The following is a 22573-nucleotide window of genomic DNA, read 5'->3' on the forward strand; positions in this document are numbered from 1 at the left end:
CAGTCAGGTGGTTTCCGGCTGGCGCTGCTGTTCCCGGAACAGTTGCTGCCAGTCGGTCTGCTCACTCCAGATCTGCAGCCGCTCCATGGCCGAAATCAGTTGATCTTTTAACAGCTCTCGATCCGGAGCCTCGCACTTCAGGGCGGTCTCGAACCGGTTGGCGGCTGTGCGCAGTTCGGGAACGCCGCAGTAGCGGGTGGCCCCGTGAAGCTTATGCACGCACTCAAGCAGGGGCTCGTTGCCACCGGTCTGCCAAAGCGCCTGAATCCGGTCGATATCGGTGTGTAACTGCTCCAGCAACATACTGAACAGCTCCTCCGCCAGATCGGCCTTGCCCGCCGCCAGTTGAATGCTCTCCTCTACACTGACGCAGTCCTGCTGCATCCGGCGATTTGACGGCCGCAGTGTCCGGCGGGTATCCCGTACTTCGGAAATCCGGAAGCGGTCGGCGCTATTGGTGCAGTCGTAGCCGGTGTATTCGCGAATCAGTTCCACCAGTTGGCTGCTGCTGATCGGCTTGGGCATATAGCCGTCGAAGCCTTGTTGCGCCAGCCGTTCCTGTTCGTCCGCCAGAGCGTGGGCGGTCAGGGCAATAATGGGGGTGTGGTGTGAGCCGCTGTCCAGATCACGGATGCGGGCCGTGGTTTCCACGCCGTCCATCCCCGGCATCTGCAGGTCCATGAACACCAGGTCAAAAGCCTTCTGACGCACCTTGGTCAATGCCTCGAATCCGCTGGAGGCGCCTTCGGCTTCCAGGCGGCAGTCATTGAGCAAGGTCATCACCAGTTTCAGGTTGGCTTCGTTATCGTCCACCGCCAGAATGCGGGGCGTGCCTGAGCCGCTGTTCTGCCTCAACGGTAGCGCGGCTTCCGGCGCGCTTCGGTTGCCCGACTGAATGCCATGGATCAGCAACAGCAGTTCGTCGTAGAGGGCGTCCCGGCAGACCGGTTTGGTCAGGTGGCCGCTGGCCAGGCCCGACAGCGGCGTGTCATGGGTTTCCAGAGTGGGCGTCAGCAACAGGGTGCGGCAGTCGCGTTCCACTTCCAGGGAACGCACCAGGTTGCAGTACTGGCTGGAGTTGAGCAGGTGGCGGGTAATGCCGATGATGGCGCCGGCGTAGCCTTCCTGCCGCCGTTGCGCCTCTTCTATCTGTTCCTGCAGCGCCCCGGGTGAGGCAACCCGTTCAACGGCCACGCCCCAGTCCCTTAACAGGTGTTCCACCGCCAGCCCGGTGGTCTTCTGGTGTTCGAGATAGATGATCTTCTCGCCCCGGAGCGCCTCTTTGGGGCTGGAGCTGTCGCCGGTTGAGGACAGTTCCGGCGTCAGGGTAAACCAGAACGTGGAACCTTTGCCCAGCTCGCTTTCCAGGCCGATCTTGCCGCCCATTTCTTCCACCAGCCGTTTGGAGATGGCCAGCCCCAGACCGGTACCGCCATACTGCCGGGCAGTGGAGGCATCGGCCTGGCTGAAGGCGTTAAACAGTGACTGCTGCTGGGCACGTGACAGACCAACGCCGGAATCGGTTATGCTCAGGCGCAGTGTGACCCGGTTATGCTCGGTATCTTCGTCTTCCAGACTCGCCCGTAATACCACTTCGCCGGTCTGGGTGAACTTGATGGCATTGTTCACCAGGTTGGTGATCACCTGCTTGACCCGCAGCGGATCCCCCATGATGTTGTCCGGTACATCGTTGTAGACCAGTGGCACCAGGTCCAGGTTTTTAGCGTGGGCCGCCGGTGCCAGCATGACCATCACTTCCTCAACGATATCCCGGAGCTGGAACGGCACGTGGTCCAGGATCAGTTTGCCGGCTTCGATCTTGGAGAAATCCAGAATGTCGTTAATGATGGTCAGCAGGATTTCCGAGGATTTGCGGATGGTGTTCAGGTGGTCGCGCTGCTGGCGGGGCAGTGGGCTTTTCAGCAACAGTTCGGTGAAGCCGATGATGCCGTTCAGCGGCGTCCGGATTTCATGTGACATGTTGGCCAGGAACTCGGATTTGATCCGGCTCGCTTCCAGTGCTTCCTTGCGGGCAAAGTCCAGTTCGATATTCTGGATTTCAATGGTCTCCAGGGTCTCCCGCAGGTCTTCGGTGGCCTGGTCAATGTTCTGTTGCATTTCGGCCTGGGCCTTGCTCAATTCCGAGGCCATATCGTTGAGCCCCGATTCCAGCTGTTCGAACTCCGGGCCGGCACTGGTGTAAACCCGGGTGTCGAGCTTGCCTTCCTTGAGTTTGGCTACGGCTTCGTTGAGCTGGAACACCGGATCGGTAAAGGCACGGCTCAGCCGCAGCGCGATGGCAAGACTGAGCAGGACACCACCGATCACCAGCAGCAGCGAGATCAGCAGCGCCTTGTAGGTTTCCTTTTCCGTGCGGACGTGGGACATCTCTACGGCAACCCAGCCCAGCGGGGCGTGGCGCTTCGCCGCAGACTGGCGGGCGTCCGGGTCCAGCATGGTCTCGATCATCAGATCCTGAAGGTGAACCGGCGTGACAAAACGAGTGCTGCTGTCGTGGGTCACCCGGACCGGCTGGTTGGGTTCCAGCGGTGCCATCGCCACGGTTTCAGCGCTGCCCGGGCCGGTATGAAGCATGCGCTGGCCATCGCTGCCATAGAAGGTGATGGAGCGAACATCCTGTTCTTCAAGAAGTGCGTTGGAGAGGCTGCTCAGCAGGCTGCGATTGGCCGTGAACAGGCCGTATTCAGAGCCTGCGGCAAGCTGTCGGGACAGGGACTCTCCGCGATCCTTCAGCAGGTTCTCAATGTTGTTCACCCAGCTGTAGGTAAAGAATAGTCCTAACAACAGCGTGGTGAGCAGGGTGGGAACCAGAGTTACCACCAGTACTTTCTTGCGAATGCCCCAACGTCGCATACCGTGTTCCTGTAAAATTACCTTGTCCGCCGACAGGACACGCCTGCTGGTGGATACTTCCATGTCAGCATAGCTGAACGGCAATGATATAACCGTGGCCGTTATCCCGGAAACAGACAGTTATAGCCGCAGGTCATGGATATAGCGACAAGCTGTATTGGGACAAGGCGGCCATAACGCGTATGATTCGAATCCGAAAGTGTATCACAGGGTATCAATATGATTTTCCCCACCATTGAAGATTATGTCGGCCATACACCCCTGGTGCGTCTGCAGCGTCTGCCGGGAGACACCAGTAACGTCATCCTGGCAAAACTGGAGGGGAACAACCCGGCAGGTTCGGTGAAAGACCGGCCGGCTTTGAGCATGATCCAGGAGGCTGAACGCCGGGGCGAGATCAATCCCGGGGACACCCTGATTGAAGCCACCTCCGGCAATACCGGTATCGCGCTGGCCATGGCTGCGGCCATCAAGGGCTACCGAATGGTGCTGATCATGCCTGATAACCTGAGTGAGGAGCGCCGGGCCTCCATGCGTGCATACGGCGCCCAGGTGGTGAACGTTTCCCGTGAGCAGGGCATGGAAGGCGCCCGGGATCTGGCCATTCGAATGGAGGCCGAGGGCAAGGGCAAGGTTCTGGACCAGTTCAGCAATGCCGATAACCCTTCGGCCCACTATCACACCACGGGCCCGGAAATCTGGGAGCAGACCGCCGGGCGGGTTACGCACTTTGTCAGCTCCATGGGCACCACCGGCACCATCATGGGCGTGTCCCGTTACCTGAAAGAGCGCAATCCCGATATCCGTATTATCGGCCTGCAGCCAGAGGATGGGGCGTCAATTCCGGGTATTCGCCGCTGGCCGGAGGCTTACCTGCCGAAAATCTACGATGCCAGCCGGGTCGACCAGGTTCTGGATATTGGCCAGCAGGAAGCCGAGGACACCATGCGGGCACTGGCCGAGCGAGAGGGCATTTTCTGTGGTGTGTCCTCCGGCGGTGCCATTGCAGCGGCCCTGAAATTGTCCCGTGAGGTTGAAAACGCCGTGATCGTGGCCATTATCTGTGACCGCGGAGACCGTTACCTCTCCACCGGTGTGTTTCCCGGCGCCTGAGTGGCCCCTAATCAAGAGAATTCTATATGAGTAAGCGTCGCCGCAAGGTTCTGCCCAAGGAGCCTGTGCGTTGTGAAATCGAGACCCTGAGCCACGATGGCCGGGGCATTGCCCGCGCTGATGGCAAAACCCAGTTTGTTGACGGAGCCCTGCCGGGCGAAACCGTGATGGCCAAAATGGTCAGCACCCGCAGCCGGTTTGATGAACTGCGCACAACCGAAGTGCTGGAAGCAGCGCCTGACCGCCAGCAGCCGCCCTGTGAGTTTGCCGATCTTTGCGGTGGTTGCAGTCTTCAGCACATGAGCGCCGATGCCCAGATCCGGTTCAAGGAAAATACCCTGCGCGAGCATTTTGCCCACTTTGGGGGCATTGAACCGGAGCAGTGGGTGGCTCCGATGCGTTCTCCGGATAGCCTCGGCTACCGTCGCAAGGCGCGGCTGGGCGTACGTTATGTGAAGGCCCGGGAGTCGGTGCTGGTTGGTTTCCGGGAGAAACGCAACAGCTTTCTGACCGATATTGACCGCTGCGTGGTGCTGGATCCCCGGATCGGTGAGCGAATCGAGCCCCTTCGGGAGTTGCTGCATGGCATGGCGGCATTTGACCGGATTGCCCAGGTAGAAGTGGCCTGTGGCGATGATACGGCTGCCATGGTGTTCCGTAACATGGATGACCTGGTGCCGGACGACCGGGAAAAGCTGATCGCCTTTGGTCAGGCCCATGACTTGCATATCTATCTGCAGCCCAAGGGCCCGGACACCGTGCACCGGATCTGGCCGGAATCCGGCGGGCGGGACGATGAGCGTCTGACCTATCGTATGGATGAGTTTGACCTCACCATGGCCTTTCATCCTATGGACTTCACCCAGGTGAACGCCGGTATCAACCGCAATATGGTGCACCGTGCGGTCGAGTGGCTGGACGTCCAGCCGGGTGAGCGGGTGCTGGATCTGTTCTGTGGTCTGGGCAATTTTACGCTGCCACTGGCCCGCAAGGGCGGTCAGGTTGTGGGTGTGGAAGGTGACGATGCCATGGTGGTTCGTGGCCGTGAAAATGCCCGCTTGAACGATCTCTCCAATGTGGAATTCCATGGTGCCGATCTGCACGGGGATTTCACCGGGCAATCCTGGGCAAAAGAGGGTTTTGACAAGATTCTGATTGATCCGCCTCGTTCAGGCGCGGAGGAGATCTGTAAGTATCTGACCGCTTTCGGTGCCAACCGCATCGTTTACGTGTCCTGCAACCCCGCTACCCTGGCGCGGGATGCCGGGGTGATGGTGCGCAACGGTTATCGGCTGGTACAGGCCGGTGTGATGGATATGTTCCCCCATACCACCCACGTTGAGTCCATTGCGTTGTTTGAGCGTAGCGCAGACTGACCGGGTTTCGGGGGTATGCAACGGAACGGCCAGGATGGCCGTGAGAATAACCGAAAAACAAACGGGTAAAGCTCTGCCATGGTAAAAGTTCGGGAAGACTATTCGATCAGCGGTGACGGCGAGGTCGATATAGACCGCTGCGTGCACCACATCGCTGAACAGACTCATCTCGAGGATCCGGATCAGCTTCGGCGGGCTTGTGAGAAAGCCGCCCAGATCGCCGTTCAGGCGTTCCGGGAAGACCGCTTGTGGGCGCCCGGTGCCAGCAGTTTTCGGACCGGTCTGGAAATGGCGCAGGTTTTGGCAGAGCTGCATCTTGATCAGGCCAGCCTGGTTGCCGCCGTGCTCTATCGGGCGGTGCGTGAAGAACGGGTGCCGCTTGAAGAGGTTCGCAAGGAATTCGGCGATGAAGTGGCGGGGCTGATTAACGGCGTGCAGCAGATGGCTGCGATTTCGTCCATCCATCATCCGCTCAAGGGCAATGTCCTGGGGCAGAGCGAAGGCCAGTTGGACAATGTCCGCAAGATGCTGGTCACCATGATTGATGACGTTCGGGTGGCGCTCATCAAATTGGCAGAGCGCACCTGCGCTATCCGCGCAGTGAAAGATGCACCGGAAGAAAAACGCATGCGCGTGGCCAGGGAAGTCTTCGACATCTATGCCCCGTTGGCGCACAGGCTCGGTATCGGCCACATCAAATGGGAGCTGGAAGACCTCTCGTTCCGCTACCTGCATGGCTCCGCGTACAAGAAAATCGCCAAGTTGCTGGATGAGAAACGGCTGGACCGTGAAAGCTACATCCGCCGGGTGATTGATACCCTGCAAACCGAGCTCAAGGCTTCCGGTATCAAGGCCGAACTCAGCGGGCGGGCCAAGCACATCTACAGTATCTGGCGGAAGATGCGTCGTAAGGGAATCGATTTTTCCCAGGTATACGATGTCCGTGCCGTACGCATTCTGGTGCCGGAAGTGCGTGATTGCTATGGCGCGCTGGGGATTGTTCACACCCTGTGGCGCCACATTCCCAACGAGTTTGATGACTACATTGCCAACCCCAAGGAGAACGGTTACCAGTCGCTGCACACGGCTGTGATCGGCCCGGAAGGCAAGGTCATGGAGGTGCAGATTCGTACCCATGCCATGCATGAAGAAGCGGAGCTGGGTGTGTGTGCCCACTGGCTGTACAAGGGCACCGATACCAGGAACAAATCCACCGGCTACGACGCCAAGATCAACTGGTTGCGCCAGGTTCTGGAATGGCAGGAGGAACTGGGTGACATTTCCGGACTGGCGGATCACCTGAAATCCGACGTGGCCTCAGACCGGGTGTATGTGTTTACGCCGGAAGGCCATGTGGTAGACCTGCCCCAGGGCGCCACGCCGGTGGATTTTGCCTACCGGGTGCATACCGAAATTGGTCATGCCTGCCGAGGTGCCAGGGTGAACAGCCGCATCGTTCCGCTGACCTACCCGCTCAAGACCGGGGATCAGGTATTTATTCTGACTTCCAATAATCCGGCTCCCAGCAGGGACTGGCTCAACCCGAGCCTGGGCTATATTCAGACGTCCAGGGCCCGAGCGAAGGTTACACACTGGTTCAAACAGCAGAACCGTGACCGCAATGTCATTGACGGCCGCGCTATTCTGGAAGATGAGTTCAAGCGCCTGTCGCTGTTTGATGTGGAGCTGGAACAACTGGCGGCCAAGGTCAACTACCACAGCATTGATGATATGTTTGCCGCCATCGGGGCGGGAGACCTGCGGCCTACTCATGTGGCCAATGTGGCTCAGCAACTGTTGGAGCCCCGGTCCGAACAGCTGGATCTTAAGCTGACCCCGAACCGGAAAAAGCCCTACGACACTGAATCCGATATCCAGATACTTGGTGTTGGCAAGCTGAAAACCCAGGTGGCCAAGTGCTGCAAACCGCTGCCCGGCGACCCGATCGGAGGCTATATCACCGTGGGCCGCGGCGTGACCGTGCATCGCCAGGACTGCCTCACGTTCCTGAACCTGCGGGAATTTGAACCGAACCGCATCATTGAAGTGAACTGGGGCGGGCAGCCTGCGGCGGTCTATCCGGTGGATATCGAAATCGAGGCCTATGATCGATCCGGTCTGCTGCGAGACATCACCCAGGTGCTGTCTTCGTCCCGCAGTGATGTGTTGTCTCTCAATACCGTGACCAACAAAGACGAAAACACGGCCACTATGCGGGTGACGGTGGAAATCTCCAGCCTGGAGCAATTGGCGCGGCTGCTGGCCCAGATTCGGAACCTGCCGAACATCATCGACGTAAGGCGGAAACGCGGATGAGTTACAGCATCGAAGATCTGAAACACCTGATGGCCCGGCTTCGGGACCCGGAAACCGGCTGCCCCTGGGACACCAAACAGACCTTTGCCAGCATCGTGCCCCACACGATTGAAGAAGCTTACGAAGTCGCTGATGCCATCGAGCAGGAGGATTTCCCACATCTGAAAGACGAATTGGGAGATCTTCTTTTCCAGGTCATCTTCTATGCCCGCATGGGAGAAGAAACCGGACACTTTGAGTTTGATGGCATTGTTGACCACTTGGTTCGCAAGCTGGTTCGGCGCCATCCCCACGTGTTTCCGGGGGGCACATTGGAGAGCCGTATCGATCCGGACAATCGACCCGATGAAGCCTGGATCAAGGAAAGCTGGGAGCGCATCAAGGCCGAGGAGCGTGCTGAGAAGCCGGTGGCGGATACTCCGGCCAGCCGTCTGGACGGTATTGCCCGCACTCTGCCGGCCATGGCCCGGGCGGAAAAACTGCAACGGCGTGCGGCCCGGCATGGCTTCGACTGGCCGGATATCGGCCCGGTGTTCGACAAACTTCATGAAGAGATCGACGAGCTCAAGGAAGCCTGGCAAATGGCCGAGGCCGGTACCGGAGATCTGGATGCGGTTGAGGACGAGCTGGGTGACCTGCTGTTTGTTTGCGTGAATCTGGCACGTTTCCTGAAGGTAAATCCCGAGCAGGCCCTGAAGCGAACCAATCACAAGTTTGATGCCCGGTTCCGTGCCATTGAGCGGGTGCTGGAAAAAGAAGGTCGTAATCTGGATGAAGAAACCCTGGAAGCGCTGGATGCCGTGTGGCAGAGCGTGAAAGGAGTGGAAAAGGAGTAGGGAAGCGGAACTGGAAACCGTCACCGATAGGTACAATCCGTTACCAATTTTCCGTCACCGGCCTGTCATTCTTCGTCTACACTTTCGGGAACAGTCGCACTGAAAAAGTGCGTTGTGCCATCAAACAAGATGCAGGAGTGAAGGCACCATGAAGATCAAAGATCTGGTCAAGCACTGGGATAAACACGGCCGTGGAAGACTGACCCGGGACGCCGCCTATCTGTCTTTGGCTGACCAGCATCATGACCGCTTGCAGAAGCTTGCGGCACTGTATCCGATGAAGTCTACTCAGGATCTGATGCGGGATCTGATCTCCGCCGCTCTCGACGAGCTGGAAACCAGTTTCCCCTACGTTCAGGGTGAGAAGGTTGTGGCTTACGACGAGGATGGCTTTGAAATCTATGAGGACAAAGGCCTGACACCGCAATTCGTTGCCCTGAGCCAGAAACACATCAAGCGCCTCAAGGCCCGCCAGTTGGAGTCGGTTGCCTGACGGTTGCCAACACCCATTGCCATATTCTGTAACAACAACGCCGGGCTCAGCCCGGCGTTGTTGTTTGTATTACGACTTCTTCTGTTCTGCCAATCGGTCTTTCAGCGGACCCTGGCTGATCAGGTCGTCCAGAGCGGCGGCAATCATGTCGTTCAGGATCTCACTTTCGCTTCGGTCCGGGTAGAGTTCCGCCAGGGCCGCAATCCGTGCGGCATCTTCCAGAGGCAGGCGCAAGTTGTATTCATGGCTGCGCTCCTGGGCCTGTTTTTCCTTTTCCCAATGCTGGGGCAGTTCGGTCACTTTCATGTCAGCTCCTGAGCGAAGTGGTTGAATCGTCAATAGACTTTCTGCGTTGCTCCCTAGTATCGTAAGTTTAGATTGTTTCCGTCAATTCAGAAGGAACCTGCCGTGACCGAACTGCACCCGGATCTTCGAGAAAACGTACGTTTGCTGGGCGATCTGCTTGGCCAGAGCATACTCCGATTCCCCGGACAGGACTGCTACGACCGCATTGAAGAAATCCGCGCCGCCGCCAAGGCTGACCGGCGCCAGGAAAGCGGTTCCGGACAACGCCTGGTGAAGCTCCTGGGCCAGCTCAGCGATGATGAGCTGTTACCGGTGACCCGAGCCTTTAACCAGTTTCTCAACCTTGCCAACCTCGCTGAGCAGTACCACGGAATTCGTCGCAAGCAGGGGCATCCGTCAGATCTGATGGTGGAATCCCTGGGGGAGGTGTTTGATCGGCTGAAGTCCGGGGGGATAGACCCGCAAGAGTTGCATCGGAAGGTTGCAGATTTACGCATAGAGTTTGTGCTCACCGCGCACCCCACCGAAGTGGCCCGGCGTACATTGATCCTCAAGTACGATGAAATGTCCGATTGCCTGTCGAGGCTGGATCATGACGACCTGATGCCCGGTGAACGGGAGGAAATTGTTGACCGGTTGTCGCTGTTGATTGCCGAGGCCTGGCATACCGACGAGATTCGGCATGAAAGGCCGACCGCCGTGGACGAGGCCAAGTGGGGCTTCGCCGTTATCGAGAACAGTCTCTGGCAGGCGCTGCCGAAATTTCTCCGTAGCCTGGACACCTCGCTGTCGGAGGCGACCGGTCAGGGGCTTCCGTTGCAGGTGTCGCCGATCCGAATTGCCTCGTGGATGGGGGGAGACCGTGATGGCAACCCCAATGTCACCCACGAAGTGACCCGGGAAGTGTTTCTGCTTGGTCGCTGGATGGCCGCAGATCTCTATCTGCGCGATATCCAGGCGCTGAGAGCGGAGCTCTCCATGTGGCAGGCAAGCGATGAATTGCGGGCCGAGGTGGGAGATTCCCGGGAGCCGTATCGCCAGGTGCTGGCCCAGTTGAGGGAACGCCTGATCAAGACCCGGGACTGGGCCGAGGCCAGCGTCAAGGGCGAGCCGGCGGACGATTCGGGCATTCTGTTTGAGAACGAGGATCTGACCGGGCCTTTGGAATTGTGCTATCGCTCCCTGATGGAGTGCGGGCTGGAGACCATTGCCAATGGTCCGCTGCTGGATACCATTCGCCGGGCTCACACCTTCGGCCTGCCACTGATCCGACTGGATATCCGCCAGGAGGCCTCACGCCACGCCGAGGCGGTGGCAGAGATGGTGAACTACCTGGGGTTGGGTGACTATCTGTCCTGGTCGGAACAGGAGCGCCAGGCGTTTCTGGTCAAGGAACTGAAAGGGCGGCGCCCCCTGGTGCCCCGGAATTGGCAACCCTCCGAGCCGGTGCGGGAGGTGCTGGCAACCTGCGAGGTGGTCGCAGGCCAGACACCGGAAGCCCTGGGTTCCTACGTCATTTCCATGGCCAGCAAGCCCTCGGACGTTTTAAACGTGATTTTGCTGCTGCGGGAAGCGGGGATGGCTTTCCCCATGCGCGTTGTGCCGCTGTTCGAAACGTTGGATGATCTCAAGGGGGCTCCCGACAGTATGGCGGCCCTGTACGAGGTGGACTGGTATCGGGAATACTGCAGCGGACGCCAGGAAGTCATGATCGGCTATTCAGACTCCTCCAAAGATGCCGGCCAGTTGATGGCGGCCTGGGCCCAGTACCAGGCCCAGGAGAAGTTGACCGAAGTGGCCAATCGATATGGAGTGCATCTGACTCTGTTTCATGGTCGCGGCGGCACCGTGGGCCGGGGCGGTGGTCCGGCGAATCGGGCGATTCTGTCCCAGCCGCCGGGCTCGGTGAACGGCAGCTTCCGGATTACCGAGCAGGGCGAGATGATCCGCTTTAAATTTGGTCTGCCGAGGCTGGCGGTGCAGAGTCTGACCTTGTACACCACCGCGGTGATTGAGGCGACCCTGGCGCCACCACCTGTGCCAAAGGGTGAGTGGCGCGAGGTGATGGACTGGCTGACCGAGCGTTCGCTGCGGTCCTACCGTGAGGTGGTCCGTGAGAATCCGGATTTTGTGCCTTACTTCCGCCAGGTCACACCGGAAACGGCTCTGGGTAAACTTGCCCTTGGCAGCCGGCCGGCCCGGCGCAAGGCCACAGGGGGCGTTGAAAGCCTGAGAGCCATTCCGTGGATTTTTGCCTGGACCCAGATGCGGTTGATGCTGCCAAGCTGGCTGGGCAGTGATGTTGCCCTCGAAGAGGCGGCCCAGGCGGACCGCCTGCCCGAACTGCGGGAGATGATGCAGGGCTGGCCGTTCTTCCGCACCTACGTGGATATGCTGGAAATGGTCCTCGCCAAGGCAGATTTGCGTATTGCCAGCTATTACGAGCAGACCCTGGTTGAGGACGAGCACTTGCTGGCGCTTGGCCAGAGCCTGAGGCAGCGTTTGCAGGGCTGCATTGAGCGTCTGCTGGAGCTTAAACAGCAACAGACTCTGCTGGAGCAGGAGCCGGTGTTTGCCCATTCAATGAAAGTCCGGAATCCCTACACTGATCCGCTGCACTATCTGCAGGCAGAATTACTCAGGCGTGACCGGGAAAGCGAGGGGGCTGGAAAGGTGCCGGAATTGGTCGAGAGGGCGCTGAAGGTGACCATGGCCGGAATTTCTGCCGGTATGCGAAATACCGGTTAAGGTGCATAATAAGGCCGGGGCCGGACAGCCCCGGCCCATTTGCTTTAAGGAGTTACCCCCGTTGGCATTGTCGGAGAGGCTTTCGCGTTTTCTGGCCCGCAAGGGCATTACCTACCAGCCACTGGAAACGGAGCCCGTTGCCAATCTGGACGCGGCGGTGCTTGCTTCGGGTAAACCCCAGCATGACTTTGTCAAGGCGACCCTGCTGATTGATATCAATGGGGTGGTTATGGTGGTACACCGTTTTGACAGCACGCTTGATATGGATGCCGTGCACCAGTTCACCGGTCGGCGCCTGCAGCCGCTGACGGCGCGCCAGACTTCCCGGTTGTTCGGGGACTGTGACGCCGGATTTGTACCTCCGATCGGAGCCGCCTGGGAGCTGCCGGTTCTGGTGGATGAAGATGTAGTGACAGCCAAAAGTGTGATCTTCTCCGGCGGCACGGACCACAGCCTCGTTGAAATGGACGGCCGGGCCTTCCGCCTGGTTCAGGCTGGCGCCCGGCAGGGGCATCTGGTTATTCGTGGTCAGGGCGTGGAAGATCGCGAAGCCCTGACTCTGGAAGACGTGGCAGACAAACTGCAAAAGCTTTATCGGCTGCCGCCAATGCCGGCCCTGGCATTGCGAATCCTGCGGCTGACCGCCAACACAGAAGCGACGGCCAAAGAGCTGGCCGAGTTGATTGAATTTGACCCCAGTATGACCGCGCAGATCATGCGCTATGCCCGATCAGCGCTGTTCAACTACCCCGGCCAGATAAACTCTGTACAGGAAGCGGTCACCCGGGTCCTCGGCTTTGACCGGGTTGCCCACATTGCCCTGGGTATTGCCTCGGTGCGAGCGTTTGATGTGCCCCGCGGAGGCATGCTCGGCATGGACAATTTCTGGCGCCACTCGCTTTATTGCGCGTTCCTGTGCCAGAACCTCGCAGCCTATTCCGGCCGCGACAAGGGGCTCGCCTATCTGTGCGGATTGCTGCACAACTTCGGCTTGCTACTGGTGGGCCATCTGTTTCCATCGGAGTTTGAAGAGCTTAATGCTCTGCGGGAAATCAACCCGGAGGCAAGCATGCACTCGCTCGAGCAGGAAGTGTTTGGCCACAGTGAGCGCCAGGATATTCTGGCTGTTGGTCATGGTGCCATTGGCGGTATTCTTCACCGGCTGTGGCAGTTGCCGGAAGCCGTAATCAAAGCGGCCGGCATGCACCAGCACATCGGATACCATGGCGAGCACGAGGAATATGTCCAGATGGTGCAGCTGGCCAATGCCATGCTCAAGGAGCGTGGTATCGGTGACGAACTCAATCCTGACGACCTGCCGGCACTGGTTGAGAGCCTTGGGCTCCGGGCGGATGTGCTGGAACGGGTTCAGAGCGACATGGACCAGGTGGCTTCCGATCTGGACGTGCTGGCGTCTTCCCTCGCTTCCTGATTATCCCCAGCCTTGCACCGGCCGTTGAGGCAGCTGACAGCCAGGCTTTCGGACAATGATACGGAGGTCGACTTTCTCTGCCGGGTGTGAGTTCGTATAATGCTGCCTCGTTTTTGTGCGTGTGCGCCGGATACACGGTCCGGAGCCGTCGAGAGGTTGTCGCAAAGGCAGAGGTCTTTGCCATAACTTTTCAAACGATAATATAAAGCAATGGGAGCACAACGTTATGCGAATCATTATGTTAGGCGCGCCAGGCGCAGGTAAGGGCACCCAGGCCCAGTTTATTACCGAGCGTTTCGAGATCCCCCAGATCTCCACGGGTGATATGCTCCGCGCTGCGGTCAAAGCCGAATCCGAGCTGGGCCTGCAGGTTAAAGAGGTTATGGCGTCTGGTGGCCTGGTGTCTGATGACATCATCATTGCCCTGATTGAAGAGCGTATCCAGCAGCCAGATTGCAAGAACGGCTTCCTGCTGGATGGCTTCCCGCGCACCATTCCCCAGGCTGAGGCCCTGAAAGACCAGGGTATCGCCATCGACTACGTGGTCGAAATCTCGGTTGAAGACGAAGAAATCGTCAGCCGCCTGTCTGGCCGTCGTGTACACGAGGGCAGTGGCCGCATCTACCACGTTAAATACGATCCGCCCAAGGTAGAAGGCAAAGACGATGAGACCGGCGAAGCGCTGATCCAGCGTGAAGACGACAAGGAAGAGACCGTTCGCAAACGCCTCAAAATCTATCATGAGCAGACCGCGCCGCTGGTGGGCTTCTACCAGAGCTGGGCAGAGAAAGCCCCGGCCGATGCGCCCAGGTATGTGCGCGTTGAAGGCGTTGGCAGCCTCGACAGCATTCGCGATCAGATTCTGTCCCAACTGAAGTAATCGAAACCGGCTCAGCCCCGGAGGCGTGATTCTGTGAAACTTCTGGCACTGGATACCTCATCCGAGGGCTGTTCCGCGGCACTCTGGCTGGATGGCCGGGTGATCGAGCGATTCGAGGTGGCCCCACGGGGCCACACTCGCCTGTTAATGCCCATGGTTCGCGAATTGTGCGCGGAGCAGGGCCTGTCCCCAATCGATCTCGATGCGCTGGCGTTCGCCCGGGGCCCAGGCTCTTTCACCGGTCTGCGGATTGCAACCGGTGTAGTCCAGGGATTGGCCTGGGGGCTGGATATCCCCGTGGTTCCAGTGTCGTCCCTGGCGGCGGTGGCGCTCGCGGCGATCGAAACGCACGCCCTGCAGGAGGGCGACTGCATTGCTGTGGCCTTTGACGCCCGCATGGGGGAGGTTTACTGGGGCGTGTTCCGCTGTGAGGCGGGGCTTCCAGTGTTGCTGAGCGAGGAGCGGGTCTGCCCGCCTGATGCGGTGACTCTGCCAACGGATGCCGGTGGCAACTGGTACGGCGCCGGTCAGGGCTGGACCCTGAAAGAGCAGATGCCCGGTGAGCTCGTTGAACGCCTCTCAGCCATTGACGATACGTTGTTGCCGGCAGCGGCCCAGGTGGCGAAACTGGCCGAACAGGGAATGTCGAACGGGCAGGCGGTGCCAGCAGAGCAGGCACAACCGGTGTATATCCGGGACGAAGTGGCCTGGAAGAAGTTGCCCGGTCGGGAGTGAACCCCGCTCCAACCGCCGTCTTTGCATTCTGCACCAGATCCTCCATAATGCGATGACGACTCTGAATCCTCACCCCGGTGGTGCGTTATGATTGGCGGCATCAATCCCTCAAATCCTTCGTTGTACCAGGCGGGTAATAACGCCCCGGCCCGGGAGCGCACGGATGTCTCCCGCACCCCGGCGGCGGACCCCCAGGCGCTTGCCACGGGTGATGTTCGCAACCAGCTCAATACCGCCCGGCAGGATCAGGACACCGCCCCAGGCAATCCGGCACAACCCGGTGGTACCGGGCCGGAACTGGACAGCCGGCGTGTCGAAGCCCGGCGCGCGGCAGAAGATGCCCGGCTTGAACGCTTCCGCGCAGACGAAGTACCGCTTCCTGCCGCCCGCGCGCTGTCGGCTTTTGCCGGCGTTGCCGCTGCCGGGCAGGAATTTGAGAGCGGCAGCGTGCTGAGCGGAATTGATATCCTGGTCTGATGGCGTCGCCTTCCTCTAACACCGAGCTTCCGGATTTCTCCTCTCTCCGTCACATCCTGGCCGTTGCCCACAGCCCGTTGGCTGAACCGGGGGCGGCCCGTGCGCTGGCCACCGAGCTGGGTCTTGACTGGCTGGGCGTGGTTACCCCCAAGCAGGTTCGGGACTACGGCCTGCTTTTGTTCATGGATGAGAATGGTCTGGCGTTGCAGCAAACCGGTAAGGGGGCACCCGGGCCAGTCAGAGCGGAATTCGTCAGTGGCAAGATGGGTTACCGGCGGGAGCACGGTGGTGGCGCCGGCCAACTGGTGGCGCGTGCCGTAGGGTTGCAGAAAACCCGGGCTCCGCTGCAGGTACTGGATGCGACTGCCGGTCTTGGTCAGGACGCTTTCGTGCTGGCCTCCCTGGGGTGTCAGATGACACTGTTTGAGCGTAATCCGGTCATCCATGCGCTGCTGGCGGATGGCCTGTATCGGGCCGCCCTGAATGAGACTTGTGCGCCAATCGCGGCGCGAATGACGCTGCACGCAGGCAGTTCTCTGGACTGGATGAACCAGGCAGGACCCGAGGCGGTCGATGTGGTCTATCTGGACCCGATGTTTCCGCATCGGGACAAGTCTGCGCTGGTCAAGAAGGAAATGCAGGTGTTCCGGCAGGTGGTGGGTGATGACGACGATGCCAGCCAGTTGCTGGAAGCCGCGCTCGCCTGTGCCCGTTATCGGGTGGTGGTCAAACGCCCCCGCAAGGCACCAGCGATCGCCGGACCGGAGCCGGCTGCGCGGGTTGAGGGTAAAAGCAGTCGCTACGACATCTACCCGATCCGGGCGTTGCCGGCCTGACCGTGCCGCAGCGATCTGTCAGGCGTCGAGCATGGTGACCTGCTGGATAGCCTGTCGTTTCTCCACGCTCAGAACCAGTCGGGCGTCTTCAGCCACTTCATCCAGACCCTCGCCATAGCACAGCCGACCGTCTTCATCGGTTGTGAGAACGCCGTTTTTCTGCATATTGGCTATGAAGTTCCGGAACAGGGTCTTGTCGAAGAACTCCGGTGCATTCAGGCCGAACAGGATCGACATCCTTTCCGCCAGCAAGGTGCTCTGTTCTTCCAGCTCCGCCGCCGTCAGGTTGCCGGAGCCATATTTTCTGAGTATGCCCAGGGTGATGTGATAGCGTTCCAGGGTCTGGATGATGAAGCGGGACAGAATCCGCGACCGCAGCATCGCTTCGGTACCTTCTTCGGGCCGTCCCAGCCGCTCATCCTCAAGCCTGATCAGCAGGCCCTGGTCCACCAGCACATCAATCCACTGGTTGATCACCGCGTCTACCTGTTCCTGATCATACTGCAGGAACAGCTCTGACTGCAGGTAGGGATAGGCGACGCTGGTAAGGAAAACGATCTTTTCCCGGCTCAGGCTGGCCTTGTTCTCGAACAGGCTGGCAATGAGCGCTGGTAGAGCAAACAGATGCTGGATGTTGTTGCGGTAGTAAGTCATCAGGATGGCGTTCGAGCCTTCCAGGGCAATAATGTCGCCCAGTTTCTGGGGCTGACGGGTAATCAGTCCCATGTTCTCGCAATAGGCAATCCAGTCCCGGCCGGTACCTTCCGGTAGGGTAATGGTTTCGGCATAGGGATAGGCGCGCAGCAGGTCGGCATACTTGTCCAGCAGGCGGATCAGCTGGCCCTCGTCCATCGCCAGCCGCTCGGTACCCAGCAGAACGGTGGCCGTCATGCCAATCGGGTTCACGGCCACTGAGGCGTTGATGTTGCTGGCCACACGCTGGGACAGATTATCAACGGCCTGGTTCAGCCAGGACGGGCGATACTCGGCGTCATAGGCTTCGTGGCGCCAGCTTTCGTGAACATCGTCCAGCACCTTGTCCAGGTGGATCGGATCACCGAAGTTGACGGCAACGCGGCCAAACGAGTTGGTCAGTTTGCGAGCGGTCTTGGCGAGACCGAAAATGCTTTCTTTCTGTTTCTTTTTCCCGCGCAGCTCGCCGAGGTAGGAGCGCCCTTCCATGACCTTCTCGTAGCCGATGTACACCGGTACAAAAACGATGGGCTTGCGGTGATCCCGCAGGAAGCTGCGCACGGTCATCGACAGCATGCCCGGGCGTGGCGGCAGCATGCGGCCGGTCCGGGAGCGGCCGCCCTCGACGAAATACTCCACCGAGTAGCCCCGGGTGAACATCACATGCATGTACTCGTTGAACACGGTGGCGTAAAGCGGGTTGTCCTTGAAGCTGCGGCGCATGAAAAACGCGCCGCCACGGCGCAGGATTGGCCCCACGATGGGCATGTTCAGGTTGATGCCTGCCGCGATGTGGGGCGGCATCAGGCCGTTTTTGTAGAGCACATAGGACAGCAGCAGGTAATCGATGTGGGATCGGTGGCAGGGTACGTAGACCACAGCGTTGTCCTGTGCCGCTTCCTTGGCTACCCCAATGTTGTGGATGGCAATGCCGTTGTAGATCCGGTTCCAGAGCCAGGCCAATACCAGCTCCAGGAAGCGAATAGTCACAATCGACATGCTCGCGGCGATCTCGTCGGCGTATTTGTATGCCTTGGCGCGGACCTTCTCCGGCGGGATGTCGTCCTTCGCTGCAGTCTCACGGATGGCTTCCTTGACCGCCTGGGTGCGTACCAGCCCCTCCACCAGGGTGCGTCGATGCGACAAATCCGGCCCCAGCACCGCCTGGCGTACACGACGGAAGTGGGTTCGCAGAATTCGCGCCAGCTTGCGGTTGGCCTTCTGTTCGTTGTCGCGATACTCGTCCACCACCTGCCTGAGTGACAGCGGCTGGTTGAACTGCACGTAGGTGTTGCGGCCATGCACAAGAATAATCAGAAATTTCTGCAGGCGCCCCGCGACCGACCAGGTGTCTGAGAGCAGCAGCTTGACCAGGGACTTTTCCTTGTCGGGTGAGCGACCCCAGAACAGCGAGACGGGCACAATCTGGACGTCCTGATCCGGATGTTCCAGCCCGAAGTGGACCAGATCAGTAAATTCCCGGGTAGGCACCGGCTTGTGTCGGCCGCCCCGAAACAGGCCGCCAATGCGTTTGTAAAGGAAGAAAAACGAATGCGAGGGCCCGTTTTTGACCGGCAAGGTATCTGTGGCTCCCGGCAACCGGGCCCGGATGACTTCCTGCTCCAGCACCAGACGGCTCGACAGTGAGCTGTATTGGAGCACGTAACAGACGGGCTTGTCCGGGTCCAGCCCGAGGGCTTCCAGGGTATTGCCACTGACATCAGTCCTGACCCATAAAAACAGGATCTTTCGGAAAAGAGACAGGATCAGGCTGCGAATGCCCTGATAAAGTCGCATAAACGGTTACTCCGGTCCTGGAAACAGGCGCCAAGTTTAACGGGTTGGGACGGTAGCGGAAAGTCGTGCACCAATTCTTGGTGATGAATGTGATGTGGTACATTTCGGGACTGGTATTCAGGCAGCAGGAAAGACAGGGCATGGCAGACGACAAGGCACAGTGGGTACCCGGGTGGAATGAGGCCTCGCCGGAGCAGGGTGATCTGCTGCTGGCGTTCACGGGCAACAGTATTCTGAAGCCAGCGGATAGCTGGTTCCTTCGCTGGGGTGGCCCGGAAATGGGTGGAAGCCGGCCGGAGGCGCTGTCACTGGGCGCCTGGGAGGGGCGCCCTCTGTATGTCACCATGCTGCCGGACACCGGTGTGCCGGGCATGCAAACCCTGTCCCTGCGTGAGGCCATGCTGCTCACGCCCGAGGCGCCGGTGGATCTGCTCAGCACCGGTTATCAGGTCTGGCAGTGGTGGCAGGACCATCGTTACTGCGGCCGCTGTGGAGAGAAAACCGGACCCCATCCGCGCGAACGGGCACGCTGGTGCAACCGGTGCGGCATCCCCTGGTACCCGCGCATTGCCCCTTGCATCATTACCGTCATTCGCCGGGGCGACCGCTTCCTGCTGGCAAAATCCGCGCGGGTCACCCGCAACTTCTACAGTCTGATCGCTGGTTTTGTGGAGCCTGGCGAAAATCTGGAGCAGGCGGTGGCCAGGGAGGTGATGGAGGAAACCGGCTTGGCGGTGACCAACATTCGCTATCAGGGGTCGCAGCCCTGGCCATTTCCTCACCAGTTGATGCTGGGCTTCTTTGCCGACTATGAAAGTGGCGAATTGCGGTTGCAGGAAGATGAACTGGCGGATGCTGGTTGGTTTACGGTGGATGAGCATCCTCCGGTTCCGCCGGAGACTACCATAGCAGGGCGATTGATCAACGCGATGAAAGCAGAGATGACTGCCGGAAATGGTGGTAACCACCATGACTGACCGTCGCCCGAGGGTGCTGGTGTTTGATTCCGGGGTCGGTGGCCTGAGTGTCGCCGCCTGTATTCACCAGACGTTACCCGGTGCGGAGCTGGTTTACCTGGCAGATAATGCCGGCTTTCCCTATGGCGACAAGCCCGAACAGGTGGTGATCGAGCGCTGTTGCACGCTTATACGGCAATGCCTGGCCCAGTTTCCGTGCGATGTGGTGGTGGTGGCCTGTAATACCGCCAGTACCGTTGTCTTGCCCGAGCTCAGGGCCAACATTGCTGTGCCGGTGGTCGGGGTGGTGCCGGCGGTCAAACCGGCGGCAGCCTGTTCCGTCAATCGCCGCATTGGCCTGTTGGCGACACCGGCGACGGTCAAGCGCGCCTATCTGGATGATCTGATTCAGAAGTTTGCGCGAGATTGTGAGGTAGTCCGCCTTGGTCATCCCGCCCTGGTGCGCTGGGCTGAGGAGCTGGTTGGCGGCTCTGCGCCGGATCAGGTGGAGGTGGATGGCGCCATGGTGCCGCTGCGCGAAGCCGGTGTCGACACGGTGGTTCTGGGCTGCACTCATTACCCGCTATTGATGCCCTGGTTACGCAAGGCGTTACCGGAGGTGATGCACTGGGTGGAGTCTGGCGAGGCGATTGCCCGCCGCGTGGCCTGGTGGCTCGATCAGGCGGGGCAGTTGGCCGGTGCGCAGACGCCACCGGACCACTCCTGGCCGGTGGTGATCAGTGCCTGCTTTTCCGGTGATGCGCCGGAAGACCTGGGCCCGTTCATGTCGGAAATGGGCATCCCGGTGGGGCTGGTGGCCAGCCACTGGCCCGACGTTACAGTAACCGGGTCAGTTTGAACATGGCGAGGAATTCCAGAGCCGGGATCGCCCGCTTGTGGCAGCAGTAGGTCTTGAAGCCATCGCCGCGGAAACGTGATTTGGTGAACTCCAGCCCCTTGAAGTTGTACAGGAAGTTTCCTTTCTCATAGATGCCGTGGAGCATCTTCTTGAGCAGTCGGCTTTCCTGGTGTTCCGTGGCCTTGTCCAGGGACAGGGGAATCAGGCCCAGGTCCAGAAATGGCACACCCTCGGCCTTGAACACGTCCATGGCGTGGGCCATCAGGGTATAGAAAATGCCCTGCCGGAAATCCGCGTTGGCCCGGGATATGTTGGGCACATAACTGATGATTTCGTTGTTGCGATAGATCGGGTCGAAGTAGATAAAGCCGACGGCTTTGCCATCCTGATAGGCGTAGAAATGGCGTTCGTTTTCCCGATAATCCATTTCCATCGGGCGAATCAGAAAACGGATTTCGTTGCTCTTGCATTTTCGGGTGCGAATCCAGGCTTCCGAGATTTCCCGGGTGTGATCATCACTAAAGCGCTCTTTCACCGTGATCCCGTTCTTTTCGGCCTGGTTCAGGGCGGTTCTCAGAATCTGCTTTTTCTTGCCGCTGAGGGACCATTTGCGCAGGTCGATGCGGGATTCGCTGCCAAACTGGGTGCCGTAGAGCCCGAAGCGTAGATGCAGGAAATCCACCACCGGTTTGGAGACCTGGATGTAGCAGGCATTCGGGAACTTCTGGTGAAAACGTTCCAGAATCACCGGGAAGTTCTCGGGTGCGCAAACCGGGTCTGACAGCACAAAGGTGCCGCCCCATTTGCGCATGTAGGCCACGTAGCCCATCCCCTCAACATCAAAGTACTGCATGCCCGGCTGCAGAGTCGAGAAGGATTGTGAGTGCACGCCGAACTGCTTGAGATAGTTCACCCGCTCTGAAAACGTAAACTGTCCGTCGGTGAGTCCCTGGGTACGGTCCAGTGCAAGAATCTGGTCTGACATGATGACGCTCCCGATAACCTGTTGTTATTTTTGGTGTCAGGGGTTCAGGCCTGTTTTCGGCCGAGGATGGACCAGTAGCAGTCCATGTTCAGAAGCTTGAAGTGCTTCTTCTCGGTTACCTGCAGGCCCAGGCGCTGCATGTGCTCGGGGTAGTTGTAGATCTTGTGGAAGGCGTTGTTGGCAAACAGCCAGAAAATGAACACCGCCATGTACCAGTAGAGTTTCTTGAACATGCGGGACAGGATGTTGCCCGTCGGGTAGCAGAAGTCTCCGACAACCACTCTGGCATCGGCCTTGCCCAGGCGAATCAGGTGCTCCAGCACCTTGACCATCATGTCTTCGTCAAACACGTTGAGGAAGAAGTTGGCGACCACCATGTCGTACTGCTCGAACTCATCCACCTTCATGATGTCGCTGTGGATGCGGCGAATGGTCAGATGAGGCGCTTCCTTATGCTGGGCATCGGCGAATTTGCGCAGCATGGTTTCGGACAGATCGACCACGGTTACCTCGGCGCCCAGCTCTGCGGCCCGGATAGCGTCCCGGCCGTGGCCGACACCGGCAAAGAGAATGCGGTCGCCGGGTTTTACCGTTTCCACATCCAGCATGGCGGTCTTGCAGCGATGGATGTTCTTGCCGCTGTAGAGGTTGCTGAGAAAGTCGTAGACGGGGCCAATATACTTGTACTTGTCGCGCATGATGACTGCTGCCTTCTTCTTGTTCCCTGGTTGTCCGCCACCGTTATTGTGATTGTTGCTCCGACAGCCTGTCGGACATTCCGGTGATCGGTTACTGATAAACCGAGCTTAGAGAAGGGGTAGGTTGAAAGATGTGCAGTACTGCGCATTTCCAGATACACAA

General features: G+C 59.2%; 18 protein-coding genes. 13 read left to right on the forward strand and 5 right to left on the reverse strand.

Translation table 11 applies throughout. From position 1 onward, the window contains the following. Window positions 1-3 precede the first annotated feature (3 nt). Entirely contained in the window at window positions 4-2874 is a 2871-nt protein-coding gene (locus Q669_RS01015) for an ATP-binding protein (protein ID WP_022990900.1), read from the reverse strand. A gap of 219 nt (window positions 2875-3093) precedes the next feature. Here Q669_RS01015 and cysM point away from each other — a divergent pair, with 219 nt between their 5' ends. The 5 genes from cysM (at window position 3094) to Q669_RS01040 (ending at window position 9008) form a co-directional block, all read left to right on the forward strand. After that, window positions 3094-3987 (forward strand): cysteine synthase CysM, encoded by an 894-nt coding sequence (gene cysM / locus Q669_RS01020; protein WP_022990901.1) that lies wholly within the window; start codon window positions 3094-3096, stop codon window positions 3985-3987. A gap of 26 nt (window positions 3988-4013) precedes the next feature. Next, window positions 4014-5363: a 23S rRNA (uracil(1939)-C(5))-methyltransferase RlmD gene (gene rlmD, locus Q669_RS01025; RefSeq protein WP_014420778.1), complete on the forward strand. Its 1350-nt coding sequence runs from the start codon at window positions 4014-4016 to the stop codon at window positions 5361-5363. Between the two features lie 78 nt (window positions 5364-5441). Further along, window positions 5442-7679: a GTP diphosphokinase gene (gene relA, locus Q669_RS01030; protein ID WP_022990902.1), complete on the forward strand. Its 2238-nt coding sequence runs from the start codon at window positions 5442-5444 to the stop codon at window positions 7677-7679. Then, complete coding sequence (gene mazG / locus Q669_RS01035; protein WP_022990903.1) at window positions 7676-8515, forward strand: nucleoside triphosphate pyrophosphohydrolase; 840 nt, start codon at window positions 7676-7678, stop codon at window positions 8513-8515. Before relA ends, mazG begins: the two co-directional genes overlap by 4 nt. A gap of 148 nt (window positions 8516-8663) precedes the next feature. Then, on the forward strand, window positions 8664-9008 hold the full coding sequence (locus tag Q669_RS01040; protein ID WP_011785703.1) for a hypothetical protein: 345 nt from the start codon (window positions 8664-8666) through the stop codon (window positions 9006-9008). Between the two features lie 69 nt (window positions 9009-9077). Here Q669_RS01040 and Q669_RS01045 read toward each other — a convergent pair whose 3' ends face one another. Next, window positions 9078-9314: a hypothetical protein gene (locus tag Q669_RS01045; protein ID WP_011785702.1), complete on the reverse strand. Its 237-nt coding sequence runs from the start codon at window positions 9312-9314 to the stop codon at window positions 9078-9080. A gap of 102 nt (window positions 9315-9416) precedes the next feature. Here Q669_RS01045 and ppc point away from each other — a divergent pair, with 102 nt between their 5' ends. The 6 genes from ppc (at window position 9417) to Q669_RS01075 (ending at window position 16422) form a co-directional block, all read left to right on the forward strand. Continuing rightward, on the forward strand, window positions 9417-12062 hold the full coding sequence (gene ppc, locus Q669_RS01050) for a phosphoenolpyruvate carboxylase (protein ID WP_022990904.1): 2646 nt from the start codon (window positions 9417-9419) through the stop codon (window positions 12060-12062). A 61-nt stretch (window positions 12063-12123) separates the two neighbouring features. Then, window positions 12124-13494, forward strand: coding sequence for an HDOD domain-containing protein (locus Q669_RS01055; protein WP_022990905.1), 1371 nt, complete (start codon window positions 12124-12126; stop codon window positions 13492-13494). Between the two features lie 226 nt (window positions 13495-13720). Next, on the forward strand, window positions 13721-14374 hold the full coding sequence (gene adk / locus Q669_RS01060; RefSeq protein ID WP_011785699.1) for an adenylate kinase: 654 nt from the start codon (window positions 13721-13723) through the stop codon (window positions 14372-14374). 33 nt (window positions 14375-14407) lie between these two features. Further along, complete coding sequence (gene tsaB, locus Q669_RS01065) at window positions 14408-15109, forward strand: tRNA (adenosine(37)-N6)-threonylcarbamoyltransferase complex dimerization subunit type 1 TsaB (RefSeq protein WP_022990906.1); 702 nt, start codon at window positions 14408-14410, stop codon at window positions 15107-15109. Between the two features lie 87 nt (window positions 15110-15196). Continuing rightward, window positions 15197-15586: a hypothetical protein gene (locus tag Q669_RS01070; RefSeq protein WP_022990907.1), complete on the forward strand. Its 390-nt coding sequence runs from the start codon at window positions 15197-15199 to the stop codon at window positions 15584-15586. Next, window positions 15586-16422: a class I SAM-dependent methyltransferase gene (locus Q669_RS01075; protein WP_022990908.1), complete on the forward strand. Its 837-nt coding sequence runs from the start codon at window positions 15586-15588 to the stop codon at window positions 16420-16422. Before Q669_RS01070 ends, Q669_RS01075 begins: the two co-directional genes overlap by 1 nt. 18 nt (window positions 16423-16440) lie before the next feature. On the opposite strand, the gene plsB is transcribed toward Q669_RS01075, so the two are convergent. Then, entirely contained in the window at window positions 16441-18912 is a 2472-nt protein-coding gene (gene plsB, locus Q669_RS01080) for a glycerol-3-phosphate 1-O-acyltransferase PlsB (protein WP_022990909.1), read from the reverse strand. Window positions 18913-19052: 140 nt separating this feature from the next. Here plsB and nudC point away from each other — a divergent pair, with 140 nt between their 5' ends. Further along, on the forward strand, window positions 19053-19889 hold the full coding sequence (nudC, locus tag Q669_RS01085) for an NAD(+) diphosphatase (protein ID WP_022990910.1): 837 nt from the start codon (window positions 19053-19055) through the stop codon (window positions 19887-19889). Then, on the forward strand, window positions 19882-20727 hold the full coding sequence (gene murI / locus Q669_RS01090) for a glutamate racemase (protein ID WP_036148212.1): 846 nt from the start codon (window positions 19882-19884) through the stop codon (window positions 20725-20727). The genes nudC and murI overlap by 8 nt, the downstream gene beginning before the upstream one ends. On the opposite strand, the gene Q669_RS01095 is transcribed toward murI, so the two are convergent. Together Q669_RS01095 and Q669_RS01100 are read right to left on the reverse strand one after the other, a co-directional pair. Beyond that, window positions 20705-21712 (reverse strand): DUF2156 domain-containing protein, encoded by a 1008-nt coding sequence (locus Q669_RS01095; RefSeq protein ID WP_014420787.1) that lies wholly within the window; start codon window positions 21710-21712, stop codon window positions 20705-20707. The genes murI and Q669_RS01095 overlap by 23 nt on opposite strands. A 44-nt stretch (window positions 21713-21756) precedes the next feature. Next, window positions 21757-22410 (reverse strand): class I SAM-dependent methyltransferase, encoded by a 654-nt coding sequence (locus Q669_RS01100; protein WP_011785691.1) that lies wholly within the window; start codon window positions 22408-22410, stop codon window positions 21757-21759. Window positions 22411-22573 lie beyond the last annotated feature (163 nt).

The sequence above is a fragment of the Marinobacter sp. C1S70 genome (assembly GCF_000475355.1).
In the GTDB taxonomy this organism is placed as follows: domain Bacteria; phylum Pseudomonadota; class Gammaproteobacteria; order Pseudomonadales; family Oleiphilaceae; genus Marinobacter; species Marinobacter nauticus.